A 20,069-nucleotide genomic window follows, 5' to 3' on the forward strand; every position below is an offset into this window, starting at 1 on the left:
ACATCGTGTAAAAAACTTAAAGCAATCTCATTCAACTGAATATTTGACAGTTAAAACTGTGCCATATACATATGCTTCTGGCAGTCAGTAACTTTCAAGTAAATAGCTAGATGAATGAAGCTATTACGTTGTATGCTATCTAGTCTGACTATCTTGTCTTGGCTATGCTCAAAGGATGTTTGCAGTCAGTCATGATATTGACAGCTAAATAACCAGCCAGATACAACGTCCCTAGGTGAAAACTAGGATTATGAAATTGATAAAATATTCAGCTAATGACACTCTCATAGTCACCGTTTACTAGCTATTAAGACCAGTTTCGGCGACTCTAGTACAACAATGAATAAAACGGGTAATTCATTATTGCTATTTATTCTCGATAATTGGAATCACACTCCAAATAATAACACATCCGTAATTAATCGGATATATGAATTATAAAATTTCTGTAAAGTCTATTTAACTCAATATATTTTCGTAGAGATAAATAGTTTGTGCAAATTTTGCACGAATGGGGACTGGGGACTGGGGACTGGGGACTGGGGACTGGGGAAAGAAAGGGCGAATTTACTTCCCCTACACCCCTACACCCCTACACCCCTACACCCCTACACCCCTACACCCCTACACCCCTACACCCCTACACCCCTACACCCCTACACCCCTACACCCCTACACCCCTACACCCCTACACCCCTACACCCCTACACCCCTACACCCCTACACCCCTACACCCCTACACCCCTACACCCCTACACCCTTACACCCTTACACCCCTACACCCCTACACCCTTACACCCCTGGTCTTGCTCTAACTGTCAGCATACCGACTGTTATTAACAGCACACTAAGGATCATTCCTGGTTCGGGGACTGGTGCGGGGGGTTCATAGCGTCTGAGGGTGGTGAGTGTTGCACCGGCTAAGTTACGACTGGAACGGGCGTTAATTAATTCGATATATGTGATGTTTTCCAATGGTGAATACCACATATTGGAGCGATAACCTAAGGTTTGTCCGCGATCGATGTACCAAAAGCGATTGGGGGATTCAAGCGTGCCGATGCCTAAACCATAGGTAGTATAGTTTGGGGAGGTGATGGGGCTGATGGTGGTGAGCATTTGTTGGAGGGTGTCGGGTTCTAGTAACTCTCCGCCGATGAGGGACTGAATGAAGGTGGCTAAGTCGCTAGTGTTGGAAACCATTGCGCCGCTAGCCCAAGTCCAAGATAGATTAGTGACAGAAATATCATTGAGTGTGCCATCTTGGTCGAAGTCCCAATAACCTCTGACGTAACCGCCGGGGATAGCTTCTTCTTCGGCAAAGAAGGTGTTGGTGAGGGCTAAGGGTTCAAGAATGCGATCGCGGATTTCTTCAGCAATACTATTATTTGTCGCTGCTTCTACGACCATACCTAACAGTAAATAATTGGTGTTGGAATACTGCCAAGACTCTCCCGGTTGAAAACTTGCTCCTAAACCATCGATGAAGCTGACTAATTCTTCTGGTTGCCAAGAATTGAAAAATACCCCTGGATTTACGGCAGCCCATCTAAACAACACATCTGTATAATCAGCAACACCACTTGTATGGTTCAAGAGGTTGCGTAGTGTAATCTGATTGGCGTTGGGAATCCAATCAGTGACAGATGTTGGTAGTCTGTCTGTTAGCTTATCGTCTAAATTCAGGATGTCTTCTTCTACTAGCTGTAATGTAGTCGTGGCGACAAATGTTTTCGTAATACTACCAATTTGGAAGCGATCGCTCGGTTGTAATGCTCTACCTGTGGCTAGGTCTGCTACTCCACTAGCCCCAAACCAATTTCCTTGCGGGCTGATAATTGCTACAGACGCGCCTGGGATGTCTCCCCGTGCTTGATCTAAGGCTGTTTGTAGCTGTTGTCCTAAGTCTCTATTAACAGTATTTCTGAAGCTAATGGACTGGCTTGAGTTAGTTGTTAAGGTTGCAGCTTGGGCGATCGCTGGAGTACATAACAGGGCTGAAGTCAGAATTGTTGTACGAAAAAATTTTGAGAGCATATAAAAAAGGTAAAAGTAAAAAGGCAAAAGCAATCAAGAAAAGGACAGTAGTCCGATTTTCTTGATATCTGATATCTTGCATCTACCTGATGTGACACCTGGGAATGAATCAATTCAAAATTCAAAATCAGGTTATTTCTTGGTGGGATAAAAAGCTGGTGCAAGATATCAGATATACAAAGTTATGTGTTGTGACAGTAAATCTAATAACTGTCGGCGATGTTCATGAATAAAGAAATGATTTCCTGGTAGCATTTTTAAAGAAAAATTACCAGTTGTATGTTCTTGCCATGCTGCTAGTTCTGTTTGATTCACTTCCGTATCTGCAAGCCCTCCAAAGGCTGTAATTCCACAGGATAACGGTGCAGCTTTTGGATAAACATAAGTTTCTAAAACAGCGAAGTCTGCCCTTAAGGTTGGTGACATTAATTCAATTAATTCGCTATTTTCTAATACTACTGTTGGTGTGCCATTAAATCGCCGTAACTCCTGGATAAAATCTGATGGTGGTAAATTATGAATTGGTGGTTTTGTATCGGTAATATGGGGCGCACTTGCACCAGAAACAAATAAATGTACTGGTGTTAAACCATAAAGTTTTCTTAAATAACGCGCCAATTCAAAACATATTAAACCACCCATACTATGACCAAAGAAAGCAAAGGGCTGATTTAAGGTTGGTAAAATTTCTTGGCTGAGTGTATTTATTAAAGGTTGAAGACGATTAAAAGGTGGCTCTGATAACCTATTTTCTCTTCCTGGTAATTGGACTGCACAAACTTCCATTTTGGGGTTTAATTCTTTGTACCATTGCCGAAAAATTCCTGCTCCACCTCCTGCATAGGGGAAGCAAAATAAACGTAGTTTGGCTTGGGGATTTGGTTGAGGAAAAATGAGCCAAGGATTGTTAATTTTGGTATGCTTCACGATGGATATGAGGCGAAGTAGGGTGTGTTACGGCAGTGTAAATATTTGAGGTTTGGAGAGAGGATAAACTAGACATAACGCACCATAATCATACGGTGCATTACACGTTGCTTTAGCGCACCCTAAAACTGCGTTTGATTTTGATTAATTTAAACCACTCGCGAAAAGGTAAAATAGACGCTTCCCACAGATGATTATATGTTTCTTTTGTTGTCAGTCCGGTAGCTGGAAACTCACCTGGTTGGGGATGACAATAAGAGCCAAAAACTATGTCCCAAACTGGGAAGAATACGGCATAGTTTTTATTAATGTGTTGGGGTTGAAATGAGTGATGAATTCTGTGGTATTGTGGACTAACAATTATTGGTGAGAAAATACCGAATCCTAAACGTAAATTCATGTGAATAAATTGCAGCCATAAAATTTCCATGAAGACTAGTAACCCAGCTTGTATAGGTTCAATATTGAAGAATAAATTCATCGGCAGGAGTATAAAGAAGATTACTAACGGTTCTTCTAGCCAATGTACTCGTCTAGTGCTGGTGACATTTAAGGAAACTTCACTATGATGAAACTTATGTTGTCCCCATAAAAATGAATTTGTATGTTGTAATCTGTGAAACCAATAATAGAAAAAGTCAACAATTAAAAAGTAAAGAATTACTCCGATAACTGTTTCTATCCAGTTGCGAGGTGCGGGGAAATTTAGATAAGCTCCACCTAACCAACTACGTGTTAATTCTACTAGTGTAGCTAAACCCAGGGCATTTATTACAGATGCCAACAAAATATAGACAACATACCATTTTAAGTTAAAAATAATATGGCGAAATGGTTGATTTGGTTCTACTGGACGCACTCTTTCTATTACAATAAACACGCCATACATTAGCATTCCCTTCAGCACATATTCCAAAAAGCTGAAGACAGCATCCATCCATTCCATGATGAATTAACCTATTTTTCGTGTAGAGAAAATGAATTTTATGTTTTTGCGGTAATTGTATTAATTTACCACAAGTCTGGCTCAATAGTTGCAAATTTATCTCAATTTATTTTCGGAAATAATACCATGAATTGGAGTATTTTTTTGGCTGCACTCGGCAGTACAAGTATTGAATTTTTGGAAGTGGTGGCGATCGCCTATGCTATTGGTAGTTCTGGTTATGTCATAGAAGCTATTTGGGGTTCAATCGTCGGGTTAATAGCTGTCTTATTTGTAGCGATCGCTCTCGGCACTGGGTTACAATTCTTACCACTACAACCATTACAAATCTTGATTGGGGGGTTGTTGCTGTGGTTTGGTTGGGGATGGGGGAAGAAGTCTGTACGCAGGCTAGCAACGGGAAGGCGAGCCGGTTGGATTGATGATCGTGTATTAGAAAAAGAAGGTATTGTTTTAGAGCAGGAATCAACAGGATTTAGCAAACTCAATTTCTTGATTATGACCAAAAGCGTTGCGCTGGAAGCCTTGGAAATCTTTGTGATTGTCATCACGTTGGGTTTAGCAACGAGTGCATGGTATGAAGCGATCGCGGCTACAGGGTTAGCTTTGTTATTATCATTAGTATTGGTAGTTTTCTTACATCCATATTTGGTGAAATTGCCAGAAGTGTTAATCAAACTGGGTGCAGGAATTATGCTCAGTGCGATGGGGACTTTCTGGTTAGGGGAAGGTATGGGGTTAGAATTCCCCTTTGATGAGTTTTCAATTTTGATTTTAATTACTTTATATAGTCTAACCGCCGGAATTTCTGTTTATTGGCTTAAAAATCAACCTGTAACAAGTTTAGATAATTAGTTACTTTTCCCACAGTCGTTACACCCAACCCCCAACCCCTCCCCGTGAACGGGGAGGGGAGAAAAAGCGTAGGTGCGGTGGGGTGCTTCGGGTTTTATCAGCAATCAAACGGACATGATCTAACATGAGAGACTTAAATAATGATTGTCGTTACTGTTCCGTAGTTTCTAAAGCGAACCGTGAAAACCCCATTGGGACAGCAGGTACAGTAGATGAATGGTTGCTGGTGGAAGTCCCCCAACCTTGGAAAACCCATCTTTGGGAAGAAAAACCCGAATTTAAAGCACTGCTGCAAGTTGTTGAGAGGTTAGCATCCCAGCCTATACGATACTTTAAAACTAGACTACTAGCGATCGCTCCTGATAAAACCCACACTAACCCAGAACTCGTCCGCGTCTTTCACTACAAGCGTCCCGCCAAGATATTTGCTCAATACACCAAACGAGAATATTTACTTCCCCTGACTCAAGTTGCACCTCTTGCAAAAGCTTTATTATTCAAATCCCGTCAACTCATCCGCTTTCAGCAGTACCAGCAACCCACAGAACACATTCGAGAAATTCTTATCTGTACCCATGCGAACTATGACCGAGCCTGTGGACGTTTTGGTTATCCTCTTTACCAACAGCTACGCAAGCAATATGCTACAGAAAATTTGCGCGTGTGGCAAACTAACCATTTTGGCGGACATCAATTTGCACCAACATTAATTGATTTTCCCAATGGACAAATTTGGGGACATTTGGAGATTGATGTTTTAGATTGTTTAATTTATCGCCAGGGTGATGTTTCTCAATTACGTCCTTTCTATCGCGGTTGGACAGGGTTGAGTAAATTTGAACAAATAGCAGAACGGGAAATTTGGATGCAGGTGGGTTGGGACTGGTTGAACTATGAGAAAACTGGACGCATCCTAGTACAAGAGGAAGGGGGGATGAAAAGAAAGCTTCTGAAAAGCATCTTTAAGCGTCTTCCCTGTCCCAAATTCAACCTTTTAGTGGAACGCTGGAACGAGCAAGCAACCTGGGTGAAATTGGAAATTAGCTATACCAGTAAAGATGGTAACAATTGGGGTACATACTCAGCCATCGTCAAACAAACCGGAACAGTCACCACAAAACTCAAATCCGGTGATGATGCACCCTTGGCGAGTGTGAATCAGTATAGTGTTGAAGAGTTGAGAAACTAAAGTATTGGGGACTGGGGACTGGGGACTGGGGACTGGGGACTGGGGACTGGGGATTGGGGATTGGGGACTGGGAAAAAGAATGTGTGATAAACGATGTCTCCGTAATCACGAATTACGTAGCTTGCTTTACTGCGTAACGCTCCGCGAACTCGCTTTGCTAGTATTACGAATTACGAATTACGAATTACGAATTACGAATTACGAATTAAATGTGTTCCACACTCAACCCTGAAGCAATGACGGCTTGCTGACACAATTCTAAAGACGGATCACCGGCTATTACCCGTCGCTGCAAACGATGAGCGATCGCAATCATATCTGCTTGTGGCAACCAGGGAAATACTACCAAGTCCCCTGGGTGAGAAAACATGGTAATTAGTTGCTCTAAAGTATTTGTTTGCAAATCAGATGCTTGGAGAACAATTACTGTTTTTGCTTCCTCAATTAGCCACTCATGATCCCAATCATCTTCTGTCACACCCACTGCTAAAGCGATGGGAGGGATGTTAGTAAAAAACTCTGGTGAGGCTGTGTCACCATGAAATATCAAATGCTGTTTACCTAAACGTAACCATTGGCGATTTGTTGAGGGAGTTGTTTCTGGTATCTGTGGCGCAGCGATCGGCACTTCAACTATAGAGTTATTAACATCATCAGAATTGCTTTTATCTATAGATTTAGGTATGATAGCGATGACTTCTGATGTGGTAGTTACAGGTAATTCTGGTTGTTCTGGAAGTTTTTCTTGTTGATGTTTAATAGTTTGGACTAATTCTTTATGGGTGATGCGTTTACCTGCTTTAGCTTCTTCTATGTACTGTTCCCGCAGATTCTGAGGTGTCGAAGGTGCAGCCAGGAGATAAAGAGCCGAGGTAGCAATGTCAATTTGTGCAAGATTTGCACGATTCCCAAAGGTTTCGTAGACATTAATGAAATTATAAGCCGTACGGCGACTCCAACCAAATTCAGCTTTCAACCAGGTATCAAACTGGCCATGCTTAAGTTGAGCGCGTACTTCTGCCAAACTTTGTCCAATCTCCCAAATATCTTGGGCTGTCCGGCGTAACTGTTCTCTAATTTCGCTGGTGCGTTGCTCAACTAGCGATCGCTGCTCTGGAGTGAGAATGCCATAATCAAAACTAGTCAAAATATTCTCTTTCGGATGCTGACGCTTTGAGTTAATCATAGTTATGGGTTTCTAAATCCATTGAGCAAAGAATTCAGCTACCTTGGATCGCTGATAGGACAAAAAATGACGATGTTATTTGACTCAGTTGTAGGTATAATCCCTATTTAGTAGACACACTATATTTAATCTTAGTGGAAAATGGGCAATTAATGGAACTGAGACGGGCAAATACTTCACCTTTAACCCACGTTGGGGGTTAAATTTTCCGTTACAAAACGTAATAGTAAATCGTTTTAACCGGGTAATGCCTACCACTCATTAACTTCCAGGTAGCTAGTACAGCACGGCGTAAATAAACATACCTTCAAAATCTCTGCAAACCTTATGCTGTATTCATTTTGAATTTTGAATTTTGAATTTTGAATTCCGCCTTGCGGTACTAGAGCCATTCTAACCGCAATAAAATTAAAGTCACATACGAAATATTACGGATTTTTTTGACATATCTGATGAATTTTTTGCAAAATCTTGCTATCAGAATTGTGAGTCAATGTCTTGATATTGCTGTTATTTGAGGTAATAAAAAAAGGACTTGACAAAGTATGCCATTTATTGATTTATTGAGAATAATTCTTAAAAATTTTAAGTAGTTAGTAAAAGTGATGATGTGGATTTTACGGTATGGGGGCGGATCTATTTTGCTGATTGTTTCTAATCTAGACGCAGGCTTGATTTTCCATCTTTAATCGCTGAGTTAAAAGGCACTGAATACGTGCAGAAACAACATTTTCAACTATCTATAGCCATGCGAGCTAATTTATGAAAACTTCATTGCTACCGTCGGTAAATAGTTCCTTGTTAGAAGTTGACCATATTTTTATCTGTGTTGAGACAGCACCAGACCTAGAATTCTTTGCTAAACAGGGAATAACAGTTGCTAAAACTCCTGTCAAACAACCGGATAGAGGTACAGCCTCGCATATTATTTTTTTTGATAATTTTTATCTAGAACTTATCTGGGTTGAAGATGAAGTAGCTGCGGAAATTTATGCCGTCCGCACAGGTATAGATTTTTTAGCGCGATGCTTACGACAGAATAAACCCAAGCACTTTTATGATCCGAAAATTTCTCCCTTTGGGATTGCTCTACGTCAACAATCTCAGACAAAACGTTCCCTCGACGAGTATGAATTTAGCTATTCACCACCGGGACGATCAGAATTATTATTAAGTTTTTCCAGTGAAAATTTAGTAACTCCAACAGAACCTCTATGTTTTGTCATTCCTGATGCGATCGCTTTACCCAGACTCAAAAGAAACTTTCCTAACTTGCAACATCAGTGGATGTCTCATGCTTTGGGGTTGAAAAAGATGACAGGGATTGAGATTAGTGCTGCTTGTGGGAATACTTTAACTCAACCTCTAGCACTGTTATCCCAAGATGGAGTAGTACAAATTGACTCTGGTTGTCCATCTATCCAGATGACATTTGATAATCGGGTGCAAAGAGGTGTGATAGATGCGCGAAAAATAGATATTCCTCTAGTGTTAAAGTTTTAGGTACAAAAATCTCATGAGTTTGGGGAATCCTCAAATCTGGCAGCAATTTTGGCAAATTATTCAACCATACTGGTTATATCGTTGGCGAGGAGATGCGATCGCCCAATTAATCATGCTGGTGATTTTATCGTTGGGAAGTAGTTATTTCATCATTTTTGAGATTCTCCAACGCGGGGAACTGACTTCTTCCTTAGCCGCACAGAATTTTAATCGGTTCTATCAGACCTTTTGGTTTTTTAGCGGCGTTGTTATTATTAACGTTATATTTATCTCTCTCAAAAACTATATCCAAGCCCAAATCAGCCTTGATTGGCGAAAATGGCTAACATCTGACTATTTCCAGCAATATTTTGCCAAACAATCCTTTTATCAATTACAGGTTAACGCTGAGATTGATAATCCAGATCAACGTTTGGCGGAAGATATCAAAAATGTCACCCAAAGATTAGTAGCACTATTTGTAATTTTTCTTGATTCTTTAGTACAGCTAATAGGTTTTATTGGTGTACTGTGGCTGATTTCTCCCTTCCTGATGTACTCCTTGGTGACTTACGCTGTAGTCGGTACACTGGTGACAACGCTGGTGTTTGGGAAAGTTTTAGTCGGAATTAACTTAGAGCAAATCAAGCGGGAAGCGGATTTTCGCTATGGTTTAGTCAGAGTCAGAGAAAATGCCGAAGCGATCGCATTTTACAATGGACAAACCCAGGAATCACAACAACTCAAACAGAGATTTAGTCAAGTATTCGCCAATTTTAGACGTTTAATTAACTGGCAATTTCGGCTCAATGTCTTTCAAAACGGTTATCAGTTTCTCACCTTCATCTTACCTTTTTTGATTTTAGCCCCCCGAATTTTCTCCCGCGAATTAGAAATAGGTGCAGTCACCCAATCCCAAGCCGCCTTTGAGCGAGTAGGGTTAGCACTGGGATTAATTATTACTCAATTTAATCAAATCAGTGCCTTAGTTGCAGGAGTTGAGCGACTCACAGAAATCTCTAATAGTATGGAAAGAGAGCCACAAGGAGAAATCCAGCTTGTGGAAAATACAGAGATTAATATCAAAAATTTAACACTAGAGATTCCCCAAAAAGCCAACTTAATTCAAGATTTATCTTTAACAGTCAAACCAGGAGAATCATTAATCATTGTCGGAGAGAGTGGAGTAGGGAAGACATCATTATTGCGAGCGATCGCAGGACTATGGTTACATGGAGAAGGCATAATTGAGCGTCCAGCGAATGATAGTTTGTTATTTCTCCCCCAACGTCCCTATATAACCTGGGGAAGCTTACGACAGCAACTAACCTATCCCCAAACAGCAACTAACATTCCCCCCGAAATCCTCCTCAAAACCCTTCAACAAGTACACCTACCGGACTTAACCCAACTCCACGGAGGCTTAGACACAGTAATTGATTGGTCAAGAGTATTATCATTAGGAGAACAACAAAGACTAGCCTTCGCCAGATTGCTCCTAATTCAACCAAAATACGCCATTCTCGATGAATCCACCAGTGCGCTAGATGAAGAAACAGAAGCCAGCTTATATCAACAACTGCAACAAACATCAGTCACCTATATCAGCGTTGGACACCGCAGCACATTATTAAACTATCATCAACTAGTTTTAGAACTATCACAAAAACAACAGTGGCAATTATTATCTACAGCAAATTATAATCTCTCCTCAAACCCTCCGCGCCCCTCCGCGTAAACCTCCGCGCCCCTCTGCGTTTAAAAACACCCTAATCACCAACCCCAGAACCTTCAGGAAGCTTGTGATCTGGAATTAAATCTTCTACTTTTCTTAAGGTGCGCCAGCTATACCCGAAAATCCCTACCAAGACTGTGCAGAAAGTCATACTGACAAATAGTAAAGTAATCCCTGCACCAGTCCCAGTCCCAAAGATATTGCCGAAAATCGGGGCTAAAATCCCTGTGGGACGCATGGCTGGTTCAAATACTCGATCTGCCAGAAAGCCAGCAATTAAGGGAGTAATAGCGGCTACAGTTACGCCTATAAGTTGATCTGCGGCTAGGACTCGTCCTTGTAAGCCTGGGGGAATTGTGGCATACCAAATGGCGTTACTAGAACTGTAAAACAAGGGAATGAGTGTAGATGAAAGAAAATGCGCTCCCATCCAGACTGGTACTGTTTGCCCAAGTCCGATCAGGGTTCTAAAAATACCGTGTCCGATGAAACCGATTAACATTCCGTGTATGCGGCGATGGAAACCGCCCCAAACACCCAGGGTTAATGCCCCGATGACACCACCAATACCCGCAGCCGTGGTGACAGTGCCGAGAATTTGCGAGTCTCCACCTGTACGGGCTAGAATCATGGGGCTGTAGAGGACTTTACTGATATCGTTGGGAATGGCAAATAATGTGAAAGCGATCGCCATTGCTGTTAAAGATGGATTAGCCCAGATATAACGAAACCCAAATGTTAATTTTTCCCATAAACTCTCAGTGTTTTCACTGTGAGATTTATTGACGGTAGGCTGGGGAATTTTGACGATTAGTAAGGTGATGAAGGCAGCTGCAAAAGTTGTTAAGTCAATCCAGAAGATAGCCTGCAACCCCAGACGGGGATAGATAAACCCGGCTAAAGCGGGAGAAAATATGGCTGCACTGTAGTTAACCGCAGAACCTAAGCTTTCTGCACGGGTAAATTGTTCTTTGGGAACTAATAAGGAAATAGAGGCAGAATAGGCGAGAACTTGTAATTGCCCAAAGCCACCGTAAAGCATGACAATTATATATAAATGCCACACCTGTAATTGTTGGTTTAGATAGAGGATGGCGATCGCTAGGGTACATAAAACGGCGACAACTTCCGCTAAAATCATCAGCAAGCGACGATTAAACCTATCTACCGCAATACCGGCAAAGGTGGTAATCAGGACTTTTGGTAATTGGGCGAAGAAGCCCACTAATGCCAAAGCTGTCGCCGAACCAGTTTTGTCCCATACCCAAATTGTGAGGGCAAAAACTGTCATAAAACTGCCGATGGTAGATACTATCTGTCCTAGCCAGATGATCAAAAAAGTTCGCATTTTGGGAAAGTGTGAAGAGCTAAAACCTTTCTCACTGTATCTTTCGTGATTTGTTTCATATCCTGGTGTTACCCCCCTTAATCCCCCCTTGGAAAGGTGGGAAACTGGAAAATATACTTCCCTCCCCAATACATACGGGAGGGTTAGGTGGGGTAATTAAAATTCAAAAGAAACGCTACCTGTCAAGGTAAAGGGCGCACCTGGGACTATACGTACAATGTCCCGCGCACCTTCGTAGTAATTTTCATCAAAGAGGTTTTGGATGTTGATGGCGGCGCGGAATTTGTCACGGCGGTAGAAGATGGAAGCATCTGTACGCCAGTAACTAGGTAAGGTAAAGGTGTTGCGTAAGTCTCCTTGGCGTTCTCCTTGGGTGAAAACACCTAAACCGAATCCTAAACCTTTGAGGCTTCCAGATTGCAGTTCGTAGGTACTCCACAAACCAAAGGCGTTTCTGGGAACGTTTTGTAATTGCTTATCCTGAAATTCGGGGCGACTATCTTCGGTAATTTTGCTATCTGTATAGGCGTAACTGGCTGTTAAGTTCCAACCAGGGAGAATTTCACCAGCTACGTCTAATTCTATACCTTGGCTGCGTTGTTTGCCGATTTGGATTTGGGAGAGGGGTTCGCTTAATCCTTGGGCTGCAACATTGGTTCGTTCTAGATTGTAAAATGCCAGGGTGGTGGAGAGGCGATCGCCTAATAAATTTGCCTTTAACCCAATCTCATACTGAGTTCCCCGTTCTGGTTCAAAGGGTTCACCTATTGTTGTTATTCCTGTGTTTAAATCTAAAATCCTGGTTCTACCTACAACGGGTGTAAAGGATCTACTGTAGCTAGCATACAGAGAAAGGTTTTCACTAGGTTTAAAAACAATACCGACACGGGGACTAAAAACTGTGTCGCTACGTTCAAAACTTTCTTCTGCTGACAGCAAATCCTCATATTCTTGATTAGCAAAATCCAATCTTCCACCCAAAACTAAAATAATATTCTTGGATAGGGAAATTTGGTCTTGAGCATAAATACCAACAGAATTTTTGCGCGTATTGGTATTAGCAAAGGGAAAAGCAAATGATGACACACTCTCAGGTCGATAAACAGGATTAAAAATATCAATTTCTCTGAGTTGTCTAAAATCTAGACTATCTTCTGTCTGCTCTCTAGTAACTTCTACACCGAACAGTAAACTATGTTCAATACTGCCTGTGTTAAATTTACCTAAGAGGCTATTATTAAACGTCAAACTGGTGGTACTAGATGGGTTTTCTACTAAAAAGCGTCGAACTGTCCGACCATCTCTATTTAGTCCATCTGATGTAGCAGTGTTAGTAATAGGAGTTACCCCAGTATTTTCAGGAATATCTAAAAATGCCGTGGAAAGTTCACTTTTTATTGTCCAATTAGAACCTATGCGATGTTCTAACTGATAACCCAAGCGGGTTACAAGTGATTCAGTTTGAGATAAAGATGGCTCACCTAAGTTAGCCTCCCGTGAGACTCTACCATTGGGGTTAGAAATAACTGTTCCTGAAGCTGGTAAGTCTGGTGCTGTCTCAAAACTGCGGTATTTCAGATATTCTATACTTGCTGTTAGGGTCGTATTTTCGTTACCAATTAATCTAACAACAGGGGCGATAAAAAATGATTCGCTATTCTCGAAATCTTTAAAGCTTTCAGCTGTTTGATAAGCCGCATTCAAACGATAAGCAACACCATCTTTATCTAAGGGGCCGGAAAAGTCGATGGTGGGACGATGTAAACCAAATTGCCCTACTTGATACTCAAAGCCATAATAGGGTGTATTTAAAGGTTGTTTAGTTACTAGGTTGACTACCCCACCTAAATCACCCTGTCCAAAGAGTACGGAAGCAGGCCCTTTGAGAATTTCTACTCGTTCAACGTTAGCTATTTCACTTTGAAACCGTAAACTGTCATCCCTTAAACCGTTGCGTAATAAGTTACGAGATTCAAAGCCACGAATTACTGGAGTTAGTGCTGGTGCTTGAGAAGAGGTACGCCCGGTACTAGCACTACTAGTATTTTTTAAGACTTCACCGACGTTACGCGTACCTTGGTCTTTGATAACTTCTTGGGGTATGACTTGAATAGCCTGGGGTACGTCAATGAGTGGGGTGTCTGTGCGCGTTCCCACGGAAGAATTAGGAACTTGATAAGTTGGTCGCAATTCATCCCCCACAACAGTAAGTTCGATTGGTTCGTCTGGTTCTTCTTCTGGAGGTGGGGTTTCTGCTGTGGATGTTTCTGGGGTTGGGGTTTCTGTGGTAGGTGGGGTTTCTGCTGTGGGTGTTTCTGGGGTTGGGGTTTCTGTGGTAGTAACGAAAGGAAGACTAACAATAAATTCTTGTCCATCCTGACGCAGATTAAATTGCGGGACTGCATTAACACCGGTGATTTCAATTTCAATGGTGTTAGGGTCAGACTGTCCCACAAAAATCTCAGCAATACCAGGGATGGGATTATTGGTAGTGATGGGGGGTTTTCCTTCTACCAATTGCAGTTGAGCATTATTGACGGTAATAATTAGGGTTTTGTCTTCGGTGCTGGTTTGAGTGTTTAAGGTTACTCCTGGTGAAGTTTTCAAGACGACTTCTAAACCTTGATCTGTATCATAGAGTTCTACTGCCGTTACCGGAACAGGAGCAGCCCAAACTGGTTGGGATACAAGAACAGTTATTACACTAGCAACACCAATGGCGGGTTGCCAATAATTCCATGTCATAAATACTGATTTTCCTAATTTAACTGGTGTAGACGCTTACAGATCAAGGGAAGAGTGTCGTAATGTGTGGGGAGCGAAATTTTTATGCTCAGTTATTTAACTGGAATAGAATACTACCATTTTTTCTATAATCTTCGTCCAACTTTTCAATACTTCTACAAATTTGTTTGTAGTGAGGACTTTAGTCCTCCTTCAATAAGGACTAAAGTCCTTACTACGAACTGAGTATTAGCGCACGAATTTCAAGCTTTCTCCGGTTTTATTGAAGAAATCAGTGAAGATGCTCATAACTGTACGTTCTCTAATTTTGATGTTGGCGTTTAATGACATTCCTGACTGGAGGGCTATTTTGCGTCTGTTGCTGTTTAAGTATTGTTGATCAAGGGTGACTGTGGCTGGGAAGGTGTAGTATGGCTGAAGTTGGGTTGGTGGTAGGGCATCAGAACCAATCCAGGTTAAAGTACCTTTGATGTCACCAAATTCGCTGTAGGGGAAGGAATCTATGCGGACATCAACGCGCATTCCTTCTCTAATAAAGCCGATGTCTTGGTTGGTGATGGAAACTTTTGCTACTAAGTTAGCTTGAGGAACGATTTTCAGCACTGGTTCGGTGGATTTAGCCACAAATCCGGGGGCGTGGGCTTTTAGGTCAAAGACTACACCATCAACAGGCGATCGCACTACACTATATTTTAATGCCTGATTTGTTTGGCTCAGTTGGCTGTCAAGTTCGGCGATGCGTTTTTTGTTATCAACAATAGCTTTGCTTAATTGGCTGTCAATCTCAGCTATTCTCTGGCTATTATTGCCAATACGGGCGGTTAAATCCCGTCTATCAATGTGTTTGGTGTTTTGAACTTTGGCTTGGGCTTGGGCTATAGCAGCTTGCAAGCGGATCTTTTCTTCTTGCAATTGTGCAATTTCTGCACGAATGGATTCTACTTCTTGCTGTTGGTTAAGGTATTGAATGCGGGAAATTCCCCCTTCTGTGGCTAATTCCTCCAAATCCTTAAAAATTTGCTCATTAACTTTTAACTTTTCCTCGTTGGATTTAAGTCTAATGTCTGCTTGGCTATATTGCTTTTGTAATTGGTCAATTTCTAACTGAGCAGATGTAACTCGTGATGTTAACTCTTCTAATTCAGATTTTACCCGTTGTTGCTGTTCAGCACTCAACGACATTTCCCCCGCATTGCCATCAAGTTGAGCTTGAAACAGACGATTTTCGGCAAGTAATACCGCCCGGCTTCTGGTTAAGCTGACAAATTGCGCGGGAATGGATACTGTAGGTGAGGTGTCCTCTTTCCCACTTAGTTGTGCTTGGTAAAACTGATTTTCTTGTTCTAAAACTGTGCGAACTTGTTGGAAGGAATTTTCCTGGGCTTGGGAAACGGTGGGATCAAGACTGACGAGTAAATCCCCAGCTTTAACCCGCTTTCCGTCTTTGACGTGAATGGTTTTGACAACACCCTCGATAGGGATTTGCACCTCTTTGACATTATCTTGAGGTTCGAGTTTTCCTTGGGCTGGAACTGCTTGTTCGATTTTGGAGACACTAGCCCAAGCTACTGCTGCAATTGAGACAAACATCAATGTCCATAATATCCCCCGCGACCACCCAGAGGATTGTTTGAGCATTAGGGGATGTTCAAAGGAGGATGCAGCAGGATTTGATGTTTTAGGTGGTGTGGGAGTAATATTCGTATCCTGTGATATCGTTGTCAGGCGACCGTTGTTAGAACTCATAGTATTTAGGGATTGGGGACAAATCAATTCAAAATTCAAAATGACGCTCGTTCGCCCTTGGCGTGCCGTAGGCATGACTCGCTAACGCTGCGCTAACAAAATTCAAAATTCAAGAATTACTTACTCACACCACTACAGCTTCTTGCTGGCGGTATAAACAGTAATAAAGTCCTCTGAGAGCCATTAATTCGTCATGTGTACCTTGCTCGGCAATGCGTCCTTGTTCCATCATTAAGATAATGTCAGCATGGCGAATAGTACCTAAACGATGGGTGATGAAGAAGACTGTTCGCCCTTCTAGTGCTTGTTGGAGATTTTGACAGACTTGGCGTTCGCTGTGGTAGTCTAAGGCACTTGTGGCTTCATCCATAATTAGGAGGCGGGGGTTTTGCAGGACTGTACGAGCGATCGCAATTCTTTGTCTTTGTCCCCCAGAAAGTGCTGATCCTCTTTCCCCAACACGGGTGTTATATCCCATTGGTAGGCTCATGATAAAGTCATGGGCGTAGGCAATTTTGGCAGCGTTGATGATTTCTTCTGGTGTGGCTTCGGGGTTATTCAGGGCAATATTTTCTTGAACTGTGGTATCAAATAAAAGGGTATCTTGTAATACCATGCCGATTTGTCGCCGCAGGGAATACAGTTCAACTTTGTGGATGTCGTAACCGTCGATGAGAATGCGTCCAGCTTCGGGATCATAGAGACGGGTTAGGAGTTTGGTGAGGGTGCTTTTACCTGCGCCACTTTGTCCGACTACACCGACAAATTTACCAGGGGGAATATCTAAAGTAATGTTGTCTAGTTGGGGTGTGGGGCTATTGGTGAAGCGGAAGGTGATATGGTCGTATTTAACTGCTCCTTGAATATCTGGTAAGGGTATATCTTGACGCACTGCTTCTTCTTGGGGCGTGTCTAAAATATCACTTAATCTTTCCAGTGATAAGGCGGTTTCCTGGAAGTTTTGCCACAGTTGCACTAGCCGCAGTAGGGGGCTTGTGGTGTAACCGGCGATGATGCGGAAGGCGATTAATTGACCGAGGGTGAGTGTGCCTTGTAATACTAAAAATGCGCCCACCCAGAGGAGTAATAACCCTGAGAGTTGGTTCAGAAATTTACTGATAGAACCTGCTGTGGTCGAGGTGAGGGCATTTTTGAAACTATCAGCTACATAACGAGCATAACGGTCTTGCCATTGCCAACGCGATCGCAGTTCAATATTTTGGGCTTTGACTGTTTGAATCCCCGAAACAACCTCGACTAAATAAGATTGGGTTTGGGCGTTGCGTTCGGCGCGGGTGCGGGTTTGTTGGCGGATGACGGGGGCGACAATTATACCTAACAGGGCAAATAGGGGAACTGTGGCTAAGGCGACTAAGGTCAATAGCCAACTGTAGTACAGCATGACGATGATGTAAATCACGGAAAATATCGCGTCTAGGACTACTGTTAAGGCTGTACCGGTAAGGAATTGGCGGATGTTCTCTAGTTCGTTAATGCGGGTTGAGAGTTCGCCTACAGGACGCTTTTCAAAGTAACCTAGGGGTAGCCGTAACAGGTGGTTAATGACTTCTGACCCCAAAGCCATGTCTATACGGTTGGTGGTTTCTACAAATAAATTTGTCCGTAGAGTGGTGAGGATGGCTTCAAATAGGGCTGTAGCAACTAACAATGTCCCCAACACATTCAAGGTAGCAGGGGAGTTTTGAATTAGGACTTTATCAATAATTACCTGGGTAATTAGGGGATTCGCCAAGCCGAACAATTGGACAAAGAAGGAGGAAATTAATACCTCACTCAACACCCGGCGATACTGGGAAACGAAGGGTAAAAACCAACTTAAGCCGAAGCGTTTACGAGGGGTTTCCTTGGTTGGTTGGAGGAGAAGAATTTCGCCTTGTTCTCCCCAAGTTTCAATGAAGGCTTTGGGTTTGTGGCGTTGTATTCCCTTTCCTGGGACACCTAACACCAGTTCGCTATCGGTAGCTTTGTAGAGGATAGCAAAGCGATTTTGCCATTGCAGCATGACTGGGGTTTGTAAGCGACTGATAGCAATGGCGGGAACTACGGCTAATTGCGCCCGTAAACCCAACATTTCGGCTAAAGAACCGCATAATTGCAAAGAAACACTACCTAATCTCTGTTGTTGATTCTGCAATACCCGACGAATAACATCACGACGGAAAGGCATATTCCAATACTGGCTCAACATCTGGAAGCAAGCCAGGGTTTCATTTAAGACCCCTTTTCCACCCACGTAAGGATATTTACCCTGTCTATCTTTGGATTCTAAGGCTGGGGGTTGTTCAGAAGCGTAGGGGATATCGTCTGTGACTGTCTCTATTTCTGGTTCTATTTCTGTGGGTGTGGGTTGAAAAGATACCGGGGGAATACCGATTAACCTCGCTATACCGCTTTCTACCTTGAGACTTTGCTTCTCTGGATATGGCTCTATGCGATCGCCTATGGCAAAGTTAGTATTACCACTACTTAACAACCAAAGCCGATGGGGATCTAGTTGGCTAAGGGCTGTTTTCCCCTTGGATAAATTCAACACGACAGTTTGGGGAAGAATTTGCTGGACTAAATCTGTCAGTTCAACTTCCCCCAAAGCGCGACGTTGAACTTCTAAACTCAGTAAATCAAATAACTCTGAGGTAGCACAGTGTTTAGTTAGGGCATCATTAAAGGCTTTTTCTTTTTTTAATAAAGTCTGAAAAATAACAGATGGAATAGTTAAACATACGGTTTCCGTGGAGGCGATCGCAGTTTCACAACCCATGCCCCTAAGCAAACTTACCCAACCCAGAATCGCCCCTGGTTGGAGTAATTCTATGGTATCGGGAACAACAGAATTGTAGCTATAGCCAATTAGCCGCGCTTGCCCTTCGTAGATAATTGCTACATGAGCCGGCATTGTTTCTTTGACAACTATTGTTTGTCCCATACGGTAGCGCAATAGTTGTGCTTTCTGTGTCAATTGCTCAATAGCAGAGGTAGATAGAAGGTTAAAAGGCGGCGTTGTTGTGAGGAAATCAGAAATTGAGGGTATAAAAGTAGTCATGTCATCTCTATAGGTCAAGTCTTTTTACCTTTGCGCCTTTGCGCCTTTGCGTGAGGTTTTTTAAACGCAAAGTATCGCAGAAGTTCACGCGGAGGTACACAGAGTTTTATTTAAAGTTGCTTGTAATGATTCTTGTAACCATTCCTGAAAGAGTTTATTCAGGAGTTTTTTCCGCGTAGAGTCATCTAATTTGGCGTGAACCATCTGTTCTAACCGCACAATAACAATCCATTCTCCTAGACGCGTGGGGGGTAATAGTTGTCCTGGTTGACTGGCGCGGAGTTTGGCTACTAGCTGGGGATGGGGTTGAGTGAGGGGTGTGGGGCCGATTAATCCGCCTGTTTGTGCTTCTGTCCCTTGGGAGTATTGACGCGCAATTTCTGCAAAACTTTGCTCTTTGGCTTTAATGCGAAAGTATAATTCTTGAGCGAGTGCCATATCACGGGTTCGTAGCAGAGAGTAAGTCACCTGGTCTAGTTGGGCTTTTTGGGTGAGAAAATAAGACTCTACTTTATGTCCCCATGTCGCTAGTTTAAATTTTTCTAACCGTAATTTTCTGGTTGCTAGTGTCTCTATCTGTTGGGGATCTTCCTGTTTTGCCTGTTCTATTTCTTCTGGAGTACATTCTATAGAGGCTATAGCTTGGTCAATTAACAACTCACGATATAGTTGAGGTAACATCTGATAACCTGCCAACAGAGACATTAACTCTGGTGCAGTGATGGTTTGCTGACACAATCTTTCTAGATAAGAATCATTCATTGCAAAATCAAGTGGACAGTTTAGTGGGATGTAGTCTTTGCAATAGTAAT

At 42.3% G+C, this 20,069-nt stretch carries 14 protein-coding genes; 5 read left to right on the plus strand and 9 right to left on the minus strand.

Annotation, left to right across the window (positions count from 1 at the left end; translation table 11 throughout):
• Positions 1-494: 494 nt before the first annotated feature.
• Positions 495-815 carry a hypothetical protein gene (locus L6494_RS13260; RefSeq protein ID WP_237995605.1) on the plus strand — a complete coding sequence of 107 codons (321 nt, stop codon included), beginning with the start codon at positions 495-497 and terminating at the stop codon, positions 813-815.
• On the opposite strand, the gene L6494_RS13265 is transcribed toward L6494_RS13260, so the two are convergent.
• The 3 genes from L6494_RS13265 to L6494_RS13275 all read right to left on the minus strand — a co-directional run bounded on the left by L6494_RS13265 (position 793) and on the right by L6494_RS13275 (position 3,910).
• On the minus strand, positions 793-2,037 hold the full coding sequence (locus L6494_RS13265; RefSeq protein WP_237995607.1) for a serine hydrolase domain-containing protein: 1,245 nt from the start codon (positions 2,035-2,037) through the stop codon (positions 793-795). The two genes, L6494_RS13260 and L6494_RS13265, sit on opposite strands and share 23 nt — an antisense overlap.
• Before the next feature lie 168 nt (positions 2,038-2,205).
• A complete protein-coding gene (locus tag L6494_RS13270; protein WP_237995609.1) occupies positions 2,206-2,964 on the minus strand; it encodes a thioesterase II family protein in 759 nt (252 codons plus the stop codon).
• 112 nt (positions 2,965-3,076) lie between these two features.
• Positions 3,077-3,910, minus strand: coding sequence for a sterol desaturase family protein (locus L6494_RS13275; protein WP_237995610.1), 834 nt, complete (start codon positions 3,908-3,910; stop codon positions 3,077-3,079).
• 126 nt (positions 3,911-4,036) lie between these two features.
• Here L6494_RS13275 and L6494_RS13280 point away from each other — a divergent pair, with 126 nt between their 5' ends.
• On the plus strand, positions 4,037-4,765 hold the full coding sequence (locus L6494_RS13280; RefSeq protein ID WP_237995612.1) for a COG4280 domain-containing protein: 729 nt from the start codon (positions 4,037-4,039) through the stop codon (positions 4,763-4,765).
• A gap of 124 nt (positions 4,766-4,889) precedes the next feature.
• A complete protein-coding gene (locus L6494_RS13285) occupies positions 4,890-5,954 on the plus strand; it encodes a sucrase ferredoxin (RefSeq protein ID WP_237995614.1) in 1,065 nt (354 codons plus the stop codon).
• A 205-nt stretch (positions 5,955-6,159) separates the two neighbouring features.
• On the opposite strand, the gene L6494_RS13290 is transcribed toward L6494_RS13285, so the two are convergent.
• Positions 6,160-7,140: a DUF3102 domain-containing protein gene (locus L6494_RS13290; protein WP_237995616.1), complete on the minus strand. Its 981-nt coding sequence runs from the start codon at positions 7,138-7,140 to the stop codon at positions 6,160-6,162.
• A 762-nt stretch (positions 7,141-7,902) separates the two neighbouring features.
• Here L6494_RS13290 and L6494_RS13295 point away from each other — a divergent pair.
• Positions 7,903-8,643 carry a VOC family protein gene (locus L6494_RS13295; protein WP_237995618.1) on the plus strand — a complete coding sequence of 247 codons (741 nt, stop codon included), beginning with the start codon at positions 7,903-7,905 and terminating at the stop codon, positions 8,641-8,643.
• Between the two features lie 13 nt (positions 8,644-8,656).
• Entirely contained in the window at positions 8,657-10,360 is a 1,704-nt protein-coding gene (locus L6494_RS13300) for an ABC transporter ATP-binding protein/permease (RefSeq protein WP_237995620.1), read from the plus strand.
• A gap of 31 nt (positions 10,361-10,391) precedes the next feature.
• On the opposite strand, the gene L6494_RS13305 is transcribed toward L6494_RS13300, so the two are convergent.
• The 5 genes from L6494_RS13305 to L6494_RS13325 form a co-directional block, all read right to left on the minus strand.
• Positions 10,392-11,705 carry an MFS transporter gene (locus tag L6494_RS13305; RefSeq protein ID WP_237995622.1) on the minus strand — a complete coding sequence of 438 codons (1,314 nt, stop codon included), beginning with the start codon at positions 11,703-11,705 and terminating at the stop codon, positions 10,392-10,394.
• A 156-nt stretch (positions 11,706-11,861) separates the two neighbouring features.
• Positions 11,862-14,450, minus strand: coding sequence for a TonB-dependent siderophore receptor (locus L6494_RS13310; RefSeq protein ID WP_237995624.1), 2,589 nt, complete (start codon positions 14,448-14,450; stop codon positions 11,862-11,864).
• 228 nt (positions 14,451-14,678) lie between these two features.
• Positions 14,679-16,271, minus strand: coding sequence for an HlyD family efflux transporter periplasmic adaptor subunit (locus L6494_RS13315; protein WP_237995626.1), 1,593 nt, complete (start codon positions 16,269-16,271; stop codon positions 14,679-14,681).
• Between the two features lie 49 nt (positions 16,272-16,320).
• Complete coding sequence (locus L6494_RS13320) at positions 16,321-19,257, minus strand: peptidase domain-containing ABC transporter (protein WP_237995628.1); 2,937 nt, start codon at positions 19,255-19,257, stop codon at positions 16,321-16,323.
• Positions 19,258-19,341: 84 nt separating this feature from the next.
• A complete protein-coding gene (locus L6494_RS13325) occupies positions 19,342-20,019 on the minus strand; it encodes a peptidylprolyl isomerase (RefSeq protein ID WP_237995629.1) in 678 nt (225 codons plus the stop codon).
• Positions 20,020-20,069 lie beyond the last annotated feature (50 nt).

It is taken from the genome of Nostoc sp. UHCC 0870, from assembly GCF_022063185.1.
GTDB lineage: Bacteria > Cyanobacteriota > Cyanobacteriia > Cyanobacteriales > Nostocaceae > Trichormus.

What these genes read in the sequence shown, in the direction of transcription:
- L6494_RS13265 (WP_237995607.1), bottom strand. Translation starts at nt 2,037, where the DNA reads ATGCTCTCAAAATTTTTTCGTACAACAATTCTGACTTCAGCCCTGTTA.
- L6494_RS13275 (WP_237995610.1), bottom strand. Translation starts at nt 3,910, where the DNA reads ATGGAATGGATGGATGCTGTCTTCAGCTTTTTGGAATATGTGCTGAAG.
- L6494_RS13280 (WP_237995612.1), top strand. Translation starts at nt 4,037, where the DNA reads ATGAATTGGAGTATTTTTTTGGCTGCACTCGGCAGTACAAGTATTGAA.
- L6494_RS13285 (WP_237995614.1), top strand. Translation starts at nt 4,890, where the DNA reads ATGAGAGACTTAAATAATGATTGTCGTTACTGTTCCGTAGTTTCTAAA.
- L6494_RS13290 (WP_237995616.1), bottom strand. Translation starts at nt 7,140, where the DNA reads ATGATTAACTCAAAGCGTCAGCATCCGAAAGAGAATATTTTGACTAGT.
- L6494_RS13295 (WP_237995618.1), top strand. Translation starts at nt 7,903, where the DNA reads ATGAAAACTTCATTGCTACCGTCGGTAAATAGTTCCTTGTTAGAAGTT.
- L6494_RS13300 (WP_237995620.1), top strand. Translation starts at nt 8,657, where the DNA reads ATGAGTTTGGGGAATCCTCAAATCTGGCAGCAATTTTGGCAAATTATT.
- L6494_RS13305 (WP_237995622.1), bottom strand. Translation starts at nt 11,705, where the DNA reads ATGCGAACTTTTTTGATCATCTGGCTAGGACAGATAGTATCTACCATC.
- L6494_RS13310 (WP_237995624.1), bottom strand. Translation starts at nt 14,450, where the DNA reads ATGACATGGAATTATTGGCAACCCGCCATTGGTGTTGCTAGTGTAATA.
- L6494_RS13315 (WP_237995626.1), bottom strand. Translation starts at nt 16,271, where the DNA reads ATGCCTACGGCACGCCAAGGGCGAACGAGCGTCATTTTGAATTTTGAA.
- L6494_RS13320 (WP_237995628.1), bottom strand. Translation starts at nt 19,257, where the DNA reads ATGACTACTTTTATACCCTCAATTTCTGATTTCCTCACAACAACGCCG.
- L6494_RS13325 (WP_237995629.1), bottom strand. Translation starts at nt 20,019, where the DNA reads ATGAATGATTCTTATCTAGAAAGATTGTGTCAGCAAACCATCACTGCA.